Origin of the sequence: Cyanobium sp. ATX 6A2 (assembly GCF_024346355.1) — a bacterium.
Taxonomy (GTDB): Bacteria; Cyanobacteriota; Cyanobacteriia; order PCC-6307; family Cyanobiaceae; genus NIES-981.
Genome location: NZ_JAGQCU010000029.1, coordinates 1 through 10710, shown reverse-complemented (window position 1 = coordinate 10710; position 10710 = coordinate 1). Strand labels below are relative to the sequence as shown.

Sequence of the window (10710 nt, the reverse complement as noted above, 5' to 3'; positions counted from 1 at the left end):
CCGCATCCCGGGAGCTCTGCTCCAGAGGTGACAGGTCCGCGGTCATGGCGCTGAGCCTGGTCAGTGGCTCGCGGAGGGGGGCCAGATTTCGTGTCGCATCTGGTCCAGTTTTCGCTGTCGCCTGACAAGCGATGGCAGCTTCTCGCAGGATGCGTTGACGCCACGACCTACGAAGCTCTTAAAGACTTCGTTATGTCTGGCTCGTGCAAGAACAATATATTCTAAGTAAATCTCTTTCAACTGACTGATCTGCTTGGCTGATGCAATGGGATCCAAGAGAGCATGCTGAGCGTCAATATCATACAGATCATGATGCATGGTCTGAGATATATCTATGCTACCTTCCAGGGACTCCAGGAAAGCCATAAACCGCAGCCTTCTAGGCAATTCGCTTTCTTGAAGAAAAGCTTCAATACTAATAAAATCTGAATTCTTGGGGTTATTAAGCATCTTCCGCTGGTAGCTCATCTTTATCAGGGTGTCTTCAAACGTCCGTCCCCAGTGGTGGGCCAAGCCAAGGTCTGAATTTGTTTCAAGTCTGAGACTTGGACTGAAGTACGAAGATCTCTTCGTATCAAAATGGTGAACGTTTGGCATGCTAATAATATTTCTTGAAAGGGCATAATCTTTGCCTATTCCCCACTGGACTCCTAGCTGGTTGGTTGATCCCATGTTTGCTGCCATCACCCATTTTATATTAAACCTGTCAAACCGACCTGGGATAAGGCTGGAGAACAGCTTCTCGCCATTCTCGCCTTTCTTGCTAAAAATGAATTCGTCCGCATCAACGTTCAGGACCCATGTCCCGATGTTAGGTATTGCCTTGAAATTGGTTCTTTTAAGGCATGCGTTAGTCGATCTTTCGTGCGGGATATGCAATACATATAAGATTGTCGAGCATGACTGAAAAGATGAGAATATTGCAGTTAGGACTGAGGCATCTGAATCACATTGAACAATTGCCACTAGTTGATGAGCTTTCAACTTGACGTAGTGATGAATAAAGGCTTTGATATATGGCAGTTCGCCCTCGTAATATCTAAATATAACAGTTGTATCTGTTAGCATGTTGGTATCAGCACTGCATGAGATATGATACTATGAGTGGCAGCGGGGCCATGGGGGCAGAAAATCGTTTGCATGGCGAATGTGTCTGCACTAGCCATGCAGCATGATCAGGAGGGTGTTGTCCCAAAACTAGACCATGCACACACGCTGAGCAGCCAGAAAGACTAGGAAGCCCTACATCCAACAAGCTAGAAAAAGATCTCTGCCTGTAGCCATTGTCCAATCCGATGATGTCAGGTTTCTGGTACTGTGCGGCCGCCTATTGCAGAGAGTCTGCTTAACATCTCAATGTCGTCTCTATTGGCTTCTATTAAGAGCTGGAGAGTCACTGCGTTTGAGATGCTGCCAGCGCCATCATTCTGGTTGTATCTTGCCGACTTAGATGGAAGTATTAGAGAAATTCCATGATCAGCAAATTCGCACCGCAGATCTTCTACGGCTTCATTGAAGCTTTCTACACGACCAATCAGGAAATGCTCTTGGGCTGAGCACAGGGCTTTCTCCAGTTCTGAATCGCCTTGAGTCGGCGATGCACTTGCCAACCGATAGGTCTGAAAGTTCCGACACTGCCGATCGCTTTGTCGCACCAGCCTTGCTCGCACATACCCCTCAAAGTCATGCTCTTTGGCCAGCTTCGCCCCCCAGGTATCTGCATCCTGCTGCCGCTCAAACCGATAGGCCGATTTGATCCGCTCAATCGGGTCGCGCAGCAGCAGGAAGGAAATCACCTTCACCCCTTCCACTGAAGGAATCGGACCCATCATCGTGTGCGAGGAATAGGCAACGGCTTCTGGCGTTTCCCGGATCCACTGCTCCACCAGAGCGGAGTTGTTGCCATCCATCATGGGAAACTCACGGGTCACCCACCGGTCACCGAAATTCTGCTTGAGAATGGCATCCACCGAGGTGCCCGCATTCTTGAAGAGGTGGTAGTGGAGGATGATCGTGCGCATGGTTTGTTGATCAATCAACGATGTGGCTAAAAAGATCAACAGACTCCAGTGCCGCCTTCATCTTTTCCCTTCCTGCCGAAAACGAAAACTGGCTGGCGGCATAGCTGCGAGCGGCGCTCGAGATGGCTGACCACAGATCGTCATCGTGAGACAGACGCGTGATAGCTTCCACCCACTCTTCGGAATTCTTCGCAATCAGGCAGTCATGGCCATGCCGCAGGCCAATGCCCTCGGCGGCCGTTGGCGACAACACGGTGGGGATCCCGTAGGCCAGGGCATTGACCACCTTGCCCTTCATGCCTGCGCCACTGAGCAACGGCGCCACAAACACCCGATGGCGCTGATAGGCATCTGCCACATCCGCGATGAAGCCCACCGGATCAATCCAGTTGCTTGCGAGCCCTGTGATGTCATCACCCATGCCGGAACCATAGATTGACAGTTTCAATTCCTGCGCCTCCAGTTGTGGCATCACCTCCCGGCAGAACCATGCCACTCCTTCGTTATTCGGGTGGTGCTGGAAGCTACCGAGAAATGACAGTCCTGTGCGATCCTCCAGGGGAGTCACGTCGGCTGGGATCTCTACCACCCAGGGGCAGGTCATCACCTTCACCTCGCCATCGGTGTGGGAGATGATCACCACATGCTCAACCTCATTGTAGCTCAGCACCAGATCCACACTACGCATCATCGCCAACTCCTGTTCGCGGATGTCGCGCATGATCTCCATGCGGGCTTCGTCGTTTTCGCTCAGGGCTGCCCGCAGCTCACGCAGAAAGTGGAGATCGGCATTGTTGAGGATCAGCCGGGTCTTCGGTGAATGTTCGCGGATCAGAGACACCGTATCGGCAGCAACGTAGTAGCGGGTGATGTATGCCGCATCAAACTCCTTGCCACGCTCTGCGATGAACGCGGCCAGAGACAGATAAAATGGTGTTGTGATCACCTCCACGCCCTTGCGTTGCAACTCCTCGGTGTATTCACCGAGATTTTCCAGGTTTTGCGGGAGAAACGTGACCTTGTAGCCCAGCGACTGCACCAGTTCAATCTCGCGCAAGGCGGCATAGGATCCGGCATCCCGGTCTTCACGGGGAGTGGCGTAGTCGATGAAAAGGATTCTTCCGGCAAGGCCACGATCCTTCTCCAGATCTGGTTGTATCCCCTCCTTGCCATGCTGCGCAAACGCCTTGGCCCAGCGGCGCTTGAACTTCGGCCGGTTCAGTTCCTGATAAGCCTTGAATCCTTTAGACGTGTCAGTGCCGCTGGTGGTGCCTTCAAAGTGGTACACCACAGACGAAGGCACAAAATAGGTCTTGTAACCTGCGTCGCGAACCTTGAACGAAAAGTCGGTATCCTCGAAATACATTGGCTCAAGGTAGTGGGATAGGCCTCCCACTTCATCCCAGATCCCCTTTGTGGTCATCAGCGCGGCACCGGATAGATAGTCAACCTGCCGCGTATAGGAGAATCGAGGATCCCAAGGATTCTGCCCATTTCCGTAATTCCCTGGGTTGCCCGACCCCCAGATGATGCCACCCGCATCCTGGAGACTCCCATCGGGGTACAGCAGCTTGGCCCCTACAGCCCCCACACCCTCAAACCTGTGGAAGGCATCCACGAGCGCGTCCAGCCAGCCAACCGTGACCTCGGTGTCATTGTTCAGCAGCACCACATACTTGCCTCTGGCCTCTCTCACCCCCCGGTTGCAGGCCTTGATGAACCTCAGCGGCTCCTCGTTGTGGATCACTGTGATTCCGTTGACAAAGGCCTCGATCTCGGCTGTTTCATCCGTGGAACCGTCATCCACCAGGATCACCTCAAAACTGTTTCTGTTGTGTGCCAACAGCAGTGCGCACAGGCAGTAGTAGGTCACCTCCACCTTGTTGTGAGCGGGGACCACCACCGACACGCATGGCTGCTCGACCAAAGGGAATTCCAGGGGTGCGAGTTTCAGCGTCTGATAATTCCGATCCAAAGTTTCGAGCGCCCGCAGCAGCACCTCTCTCCGCAGCCCTTCGATCGGTAGTTGTAAATGCTGCCTCAGCGCTTGGTATCGATGATTGGCGCGAACCGTCAGATCTGTCGGGAAGGGGGGCTTGGATTCCTGTAACAGCAGTTCTGGTGAGGTCAGGTGTCGCGGTGCCAGCACTGGGTGCTTCAGGAAAACCTGGCTTCCTGATAAATCGCGAATCTCCACCATCACCGGCTCCCCACGCAGCCATTGCACAGGGAGCCGCACTGGCGTGTCCTTGCTCTGAATGGAGAGCAGGCCGGCAAACACCCCGTTCACGAACAGAGAGAATCTGCCTGGGGTGGCTGCTCTCATCACCAATGTGTGGGAATTGTCTTCCCTGAGCGAGATCCCATTGCTGATTGGGGTGAATAGTTCGTAGAACGTGCCGTTTCCCAGGCTGAGCACTAAACTGCTGTCTTCAGGACAGGCAAACAGGTTCACCCTTCCAAAGTAGATCGTCTCCTCGGTGCCGGTTGCCCCCAAGTTTTGTAGCTGCCGAGGAACAGGCTGCTCGGTGTAGACTGTTGGCCTGAACTGTGGATTCGCGATAAAATAGTAGGCGTCACTGGCCGCCTCATTGCCATCACTGATGAAATCTTCGTGCTTGATGTTCAGTGAAAGCTCGCACCGCCCTTCCTCCAGGAGCATCTCTAGCTTCGCTGGGAGGTAGCCCTTGGCGTTGATACCTCCAGTCCTGTTGCTGTCAAAGTCGATGCTGTAGGTCTTCGTGCTGCCGTTCTGTTTGATGATGATTTCCAGGCTCCCCCTGGCTCTGTGGGTGGCAAGCAGTGCCTCGAAATCCCAGGACTCTGTGCGGGCAACTTCAAACTCAAGGCTTTGCACTACTCCTACGCTGAACTTCTTGCCTGGTTCAGGTAGCTCAATGTGCAGTGTCTCTCCACCGGCGACACACCATTCAAGGAGCTGACTGATGCCACTCTCCACTGCCTGGGGGGCCTCTTCGTCAGTTGAGATCGTGAGTTTGTTCTGGTTCTCATCCGATAAGAGTTCAAGTTTTTGGCTCGGGCAAAGTCTGCGTGCCGTCTCATTGTTCCAGGTTGTCTGTCTCAGAGGGTAGACCTGGCTGCCCTTGTGAACCTGAGGCTGAGCGATTGTTTCATGGCTTTGTGGAATCGTGGTGTAGAGGTAGTCTCCCACCAGCCATGCAGAGATCCCTGTTCCTTTGGTTTCGCTGATCACAGGAATTCTGTAGACAGGGCCGTTTTCTCTCGGGACCTTGACCAATGGATGGTGCTTCGTAGCCAGCAGCGATAGCTGAGCATTGGCCTCGGCGAGTTCAGCTCGCAGCTGTTCTGACTCCCTCAGCGCCTCGCCCAGGTCGAGATCCACCCCTTCGTGGATGCCATGATCAATGAAATGCTCCACTAGCCTTTGGTCATTGAATCCCTCAAGATCTGGTCGTTTTTTACGGTATAGGGCGTGAGGAAAGCACTGATGCAGGGCTTCCAGCACACGAGCCTGGCTGCTCTGGCAGTTCTCCAGATCCTGGTGATGCTCTGCAGCTGCCGCGGCAAGAACTTGTCTGAGGGCGTTGACTTCTGCCTGGTGGCTGATCAGCTGGGACGCCTGGGGATCGATGACCCAACTGCCGGCGGAATCACAGTCCGGCCTGTACCCACGGTCTTGCAGCCAGCTATTGCACGATTTCAGCCAGAGCGCATCAGCTTTGGGCCCCTGCAACTCGATCCGATGGATTCTGTCTAGCCAATCCTTGGCTCCTTCCAGCACCCGAATGGGATCTCCCTGACTCAGGGTGAGGCTGATCCCCTGCTTGCCATCAGTGGCGGCGGGCCATTCGCTCAGGATCTGGGCAAGCGTGCTGGTGGTGCAGATCTCCTCTTTTTCCAGCTGGAGGTTGGGGTAGAATAGGTGCCACCTCTGGAGCGGCACGACGCCATTCAAGCGAGAGTCGCTATAACAAAACCAGCAGACTTCTCCCTGAGGGTCGTCGGCCAGAACGGCTTCCCGAAACTGCACCGGGTTGGAGCCCTGGGTATTGTCTCGGCCGAGCTGCTGACGCAGCTCTTCAAGTCGGCTGGGTTCAGCTTCCACGATCAGCGTGGGAGCCGGTGTGTCGCTCGGTACTCGGCTGGCCCCGACCAGCACGCGAAGCAGTGGTGTTCCGTTCATCCTCAGGAGCTGCCAGGCATCCAGGCTACGGGGCCATTGGTGAGATGCCAGCCGCTTGGCTGGAGAATGCCCTGCGTAGGCTCATGGCCTGTGCGCTGAGTTGCCCGTTGTACTGGTACGCCCCATTGCCCCTGAGCGACGCCCTGCTGGATCGCCTCACACAGGCCGGCCTGCAGTGCTTCGCTGATCGCCAGGGGCAACTGCCCGATGGCAGTCTGCTGATCTACCCGCAGCCCCATGCGCTGTTCTCCGATCCGACCCATGGCCACGCCCTGCTGGAGGGGTACCGGGCTGTGCTTGAACGGGTCTCTGGCAACCGGCTGATCGCCGACTGGCGTCTGCTGGGACTCGAACCAGAGGGACTTTCCGGCTGGCTGAACGGGGCGCATCCGTGTCCACCGGCCCGGGTCACCCCGCCCACGCCGGGCGATCCCCTGCAGGCGTTGCTGCTCTGTGCGGTTCTCAACAAGATGCCTGAGCTGCTCGATTGCTATCTGGATCTCGAACTGCAGGCCGAACTGGCCCAGACACCCGCGGACAGTTCCTATGCCCAGCGGTTGCTGGCCGGCCAGGAGGCCGATCAACTTGTTGCCGCCTGGTGGTCTCTGCAGCAGCGGGCTCGCGAGAGGCAGGAGCAGATGGAACAGCTGAATCAGGTGCAGGAGGAGTTGGAGCATTACTTCCTGCTCAGCTGCAGGCAGGCTGAACTGATCGAACAGCTCGAGCAGCAGCAGCGACGCGCGCTCAGGTTGCTGGCCCGTTCGAGCCAGAGACCGTCTTCGCTTATCCAGGCCCCACCAGGTGGGCCTGGGGATCAGGCCTGTGCCTGATCCCCTTCCAGGCGCTTCTCAAGGGTGTTCAGCACCTCCTCGAACGCCATCAACTCGCGGCGGTGTGCTTCCAGCTCCTGGCTGAGGGGATCGTCGGGGCCGTTCAGGTTTTGGCTGCGTTGCGCCACCAGACACTGCAGCCGTTCCTGGATTTCAAGGCACTCGGGATCCTGGAGCAGCGCCTCGGTGAGGGTGCTGATGCCTTGCTCGAGTTCGCCGGCCTGCAGAAGTTGATCGGCCTTTGTGAGGGCCAGCAGTCGTTGAGCTTGCGGTCCGTAGCGTGCCACCATCTCCTGGGCGGTCTTACGGATGTCGGCGGCGTCGACCTGGGTCAGCTGCTGCCAGATGGCTACGGCATCGGGGAGCCGGTTGAGATTCACCAAGGCAAGGGCACGGTTGTCATCCAGGGAGGCATCGTGCAAGCCCGTGGAGCGGGCGGCTTCGAGCATGGCGAGCGAGAGCTCGGCGTGGTTGAAATTGCGGGCGTCGATAGCTTCCCGGAGGATGCATGCGGCATAGGCCTGGATATCAATGCTGGTGGGATCACCGAGGTGGCGGAGTGGCCAGGCGTGCTTGGCGGCCAGGTGCTCCAGGGTTCGGTGGAGGGTTAGCAGGAGCTTCCGGCTCTGTCTCTGGAGCATCGTCCCGGCTGCTTCGGCGACTGCCTGGTTTTCATGAGCTTGCAGCTGCTCCCAGATCTGGATGGCGTCGTTCCGCTGTCCAAGATCCACCAGGGCAAGGGCGCGGTTGTGATGGATCCAGGGATCCTGGTTGCCGCTGGCGAGAGCCGCATCGAGCAGGGCGAGGGCGGCGGCGGGCTGACCCTGTTTACGCAGCTGGACCGCGACGGACCTCCGGGTGTTGAGGGCGGCTTGCAGCACTGCCTGGGACTGCTGCTGTAACTCATTGATCTGCGAACTCTGGATGCCGAGACCGGCCGCCCGCTTCGCCAGCCGCACCACCAGCCGGTGCTTGTCCGCCTCGGCGCAGGCACGCATCTCGCTCAGCAGGGCAAGGCTGAGATCGCGGGAGGCGACATCGCTTGAGAGGGCGGTTGGGCTCCAGCGCGCATCCTCGCAGGCGGCTATGAGGGCCTCGAGCTGCTCCTGAGTGCCAGCCATGGCCTGGCTCTGCCGCTTGGATTTCTGCTTGCCGCTGAGCCCGGCCAGCCAGAGCCAGAACGATCGGCCCCACCAGTGGTGAGCATCGGCAACCGCCAAAGCAGATGACGACTTGTGGCTGGCCCGCACCAGAGCGCCACCAGGCTGCTGCTGCCGGGCACGTTGCCGATGGTTCGCCAGACGGGGGTGATCTACTCCGCCCGCCATCGCAGCGTCAGCCAGGACAAGGGCTACGTCGTTGCGGCCCGCAGCACGGCAAGCGGCCAGTTCCTTCATGCAGAGCTGGGCGAGCTCTTCGGTGGAACTCGCTGGGTTGCTCAGAAAGGAGGACGCCCAGCCGTGATTGGAGCACAGGCTCAAAAGAACAGCCTGCAGCCCTTCGCCGGGCAGCTGGGTTTGATCCTCCATCCGGAGCGATTTGATTCCGCTAAGCAGACTATGACCTGTCGTGTGCTGTCTCAGGAAGGATGCCGTCACACCGTCAGCATGAGCAAGCGATCCGGCTCTGCCTGGAGCAGGGGCAGAGGCCGGCGGCTGTGGCGGCGGAGCTGGGTGTGGCGGGTTCGACGCTCAGGGGCTGGCTGCGGTAGCGCGGCTGGAGCGGGAGCTGGTGGAGTTGCGGATGGAGCGCGATGCGCAGCGTCAGCCTTAGCTTCAGATCAAAGAGGAACTGCAGCTGGCGGCGGAGCAACTTGAAGTGCTCAGGCAACGGCTGGATCCGGCAGCGGGCAAGGCTGCCGGCTGAGCTGGCGGGCCAGGCCGCGATGGTCATCTTCCGCCTCAGCGATCCGCTGGTTCAGGGTGAGAAGCCTGGCCTGGATCCGGCAGGCGTTCCAACGCCCCCGCCGGGCCTGGTGCAGCAGCTGCAGTAGCTCGGGCACCAGGGGGTGATTGGAGGGGATGGCCCCGTGGCGCTCCAGCACCTGGGTCGGTGGCTCGGCGATGGGGCGGTAAGGCGCACCGCCTCGGGATACACGCGGCTCAGCAGGGTGTTGCTGGCATCCAGGCCGGCGATCAGCAGCAGCCCGGTGGTGTGGGCATTGAGACAGAGCAGCGTGAGATCGGGGCGGTGGCTGCGCAGCAGCGGCAGCAGCTTCCACACATCCCCGGTCCAGGCCCCCGTCCTGCGGCGGCGGCTGGCCTGCGCGGGATGGCAGGGGTAGATGTCGTCGATCACCACCAAGCCCCAGGGGGCCATGTAGCGTTCGGAGTTGATGAGATCGCGCAAGGCGAACTCGGAGGTGCATGCCATCGATGAAGGCCAGTTCGGGCGCGGGCCGCAGCAGGCTGCTGGCTTGGCCGGTGAAGAAGGCGTCGCTGCTACTGGTCACAATCCGGGCTGTGGCCTGCGGCTCCACACTCAGCCCGAGCTGTGGACGTGGGTCTAAGCCGATGGCCGGCCCGGTGGCGCAGGCAAGGCTGATGCCCTCATCCACACCGATCTCGAGATAGAGGGAGGGCTGAAGGTGGCGATGCAACCATGCCAGCAGCGTGTGCTTGGAGCAGTTGCCCCAGAGAGTGTTCTCTTCGGCGCTGCCGCCGAAGCCGGAGCTGTTGATGGCATAGGCGGCGCTGAGCTGGTGGTAGATCCACTCGGGTGTCTGGTCAGCCAGGAGGGCGGCGAAGTCCTGCCAGCGCTGGATCGTTTCGCGATGATCACCGGCCACGGTGCAGCGTTCGGCTTCTTCGATCAGGAGAGGGAGGTGGGGCTCGATGCCGCCAGGTAGGTGATGGTCGAGAGAGGCATGGAAGTGATCGAGGGCTGGATCCGGGTGGCCTGCCAGCACAAGACCAGGACCAACTGAAAGTCAGGCACAAGGCGGCTGGTCCGGCCATGCTGGTGCCGGTTTCGTTGGGACTGCTCTCGTCCCTTGGCCCCGCTTTCTGCCAATCCCGATCTGATCGCCTTCCTTCAGGCCCTGCCAGAGGGGCGTAAGCGCCGAGGGGTGCGTTACCCCCCAGGGCTGATTCAAAGTATCAGCTCGGCTTGGGCTTTGGCTGACGCATCGCCATCGCCAGCAGCGCCGTGATGTCGTGCATCACCGCCTGCATCCCAGCGCGGATCGACTGAAAACCAGCCAACCGCAGCAGGTTGAGTGCTGCAGTTCGCAGGCTGGCCAATGCACCAGCGCCATTGCCCCGGTAGCGGTGGGCGTCCTCATGCAGCTGGGTGTCGCGGATCCAGTGCCAGCACTCAATGCTCCAGCGGTCCCGCACCAGTTGCAGCAGGGCTTATGGGGTGGTGCGCAGGCTGGTCAGGAACATATGGGTGGCGTGAAAGGGCTTGGTGTCACGGGTGCCGGTGGCCGTGACTTCCACGATCCAGCTGGTGCCCATCCAGGCCTCGCTGATGTGCTCAGGGGCCTGTTTCGCTCGCAGCGTCCAGGTGATGTCGCGGCCGTGACTGATCTCGTGATCCGTTGCCACAAAAGGGATGTGCCGCTTTCCCTGGAACTGGCTGCGGATTTGGCGGTGGAGGATCTTCTGGTTGGCCTTGACGGTCAGCAAGAAGTCGGCCCCCTGCTCCTGGAGGAGTTGAAAAACGGCTTCTGGGTATGCAGGGCATCCGCTTG

At 58.8% G+C, this 10710-nt stretch carries 9 protein-coding genes and 1 pseudogene; 2 read left to right on the top strand and 8 right to left on the bottom strand.

What is annotated here, in order from left to right:
- Nucleotides 1-60: 60 nt before the first annotated feature.
- From KBY96_RS15795 to KBY96_RS15785, 3 genes are all read right to left on the bottom strand, one after another.
- On the bottom strand, nucleotides 61-1068 hold the full coding sequence (locus KBY96_RS15795; protein ID WP_254980504.1) for a glycosyltransferase family 2 protein: 1008 nt from the start codon (nucleotides 1066-1068) through the stop codon (nucleotides 61-63).
- A gap of 233 nt (nucleotides 1069-1301) precedes the next feature.
- Entirely contained in the window at nucleotides 1302-2021 is a 720-nt protein-coding gene (locus KBY96_RS15790; protein WP_254980503.1) for a sulfotransferase family 2 domain-containing protein, read from the bottom strand.
- Nucleotides 2022-2031: 10 nt separating this feature from the next.
- Nucleotides 2032-6186 (bottom strand): glycosyltransferase, encoded by a 4155-nt coding sequence (locus KBY96_RS15785; protein ID WP_254980502.1) that lies wholly within the window; start codon nucleotides 6184-6186, stop codon nucleotides 2032-2034.
- Between the two features lie 125 nt (nucleotides 6187-6311).
- Here KBY96_RS15785 and KBY96_RS15780 point away from each other — a divergent pair, with 125 nt between their 5' ends.
- Complete coding sequence (locus KBY96_RS15780) at nucleotides 6312-7016, top strand: hypothetical protein (RefSeq protein ID WP_254980501.1); 705 nt, start codon at nucleotides 6312-6314, stop codon at nucleotides 7014-7016.
- On the opposite strand, the gene KBY96_RS15775 is transcribed toward KBY96_RS15780, so the two are convergent.
- From KBY96_RS15775 to KBY96_RS15765, 3 genes are all read right to left on the bottom strand, one after another.
- The gene (locus KBY96_RS15775; RefSeq protein ID WP_254980500.1) at nucleotides 7001-7978 is read right to left on the bottom strand and encodes a tetratricopeptide repeat protein; all 978 of its coding nucleotides are present in this window, start codon (nucleotides 7976-7978) and stop codon (nucleotides 7001-7003) included. The genes KBY96_RS15780 and KBY96_RS15775 overlap by 16 nt on opposite strands.
- Nucleotides 7979-8618: 640 nt before the next feature.
- Complete coding sequence (locus tag KBY96_RS15770) at nucleotides 8619-8909, bottom strand: hypothetical protein (RefSeq protein ID WP_254980499.1); 291 nt, start codon at nucleotides 8907-8909, stop codon at nucleotides 8619-8621.
- Nucleotides 8910-8933: 24 nt separating this feature from the next.
- A complete protein-coding gene (locus KBY96_RS15765) occupies nucleotides 8934-9389 on the bottom strand; it encodes a hypothetical protein (protein WP_254980498.1) in 456 nt (151 codons plus the stop codon).
- A 214-nt stretch (nucleotides 9390-9603) separates the two neighbouring features.
- Here KBY96_RS15765 and KBY96_RS15760 point away from each other — a divergent pair, with 214 nt between their 5' ends.
- Nucleotides 9604-9864, top strand: a complete 261-nt coding sequence (locus KBY96_RS15760; protein WP_254980497.1) for a hypothetical protein — start codon at nucleotides 9604-9606, stop codon at nucleotides 9862-9864.
- A gap of 250 nt (nucleotides 9865-10114) precedes the next feature.
- On the opposite strand, the gene KBY96_RS15755 is transcribed toward KBY96_RS15760, so the two are convergent.
- Nucleotides 10115-10354, bottom strand: a complete 240-nt coding sequence (locus KBY96_RS15755; RefSeq protein ID WP_254980496.1) for a hypothetical protein — start codon at nucleotides 10352-10354, stop codon at nucleotides 10115-10117.
- Between the two features lie 15 nt (nucleotides 10355-10369).
- Nucleotides 10370-10710 (bottom strand): annotated as a pseudogene (locus tag KBY96_RS15750) (transposase); the annotation flags it as partial.

Excerpts from the sequence above, each read along its gene's own strand:
- KBY96_RS15790 (WP_254980503.1), bottom strand. The coding sequence starts at position 2,021 with ATGCGCACGATCATCCTCCACTACCACCTCTTCAAGAATGCGGGCACC.
- KBY96_RS15765 (WP_254980498.1), bottom strand. The coding sequence starts at position 9,389 with ATGGCATGCACCTCCGAGTTCGCCTTGCGCGATCTCATCAACTCCGAA.
- KBY96_RS15795 (WP_254980504.1), bottom strand. The coding sequence starts at position 1,068 with ATGCTAACAGATACAACTGTTATATTTAGATATTACGAGGGCGAACTG.
- KBY96_RS15770 (WP_254980499.1), bottom strand. The coding sequence starts at position 8,909 with ATGACCATCGCGGCCTGGCCCGCCAGCTCAGCCGGCAGCCTTGCCCGC.
- KBY96_RS15785 (WP_254980502.1), bottom strand. The coding sequence starts at position 6,186 with ATGAACGGAACACCACTGCTTCGCGTGCTGGTCGGGGCCAGCCGAGTA.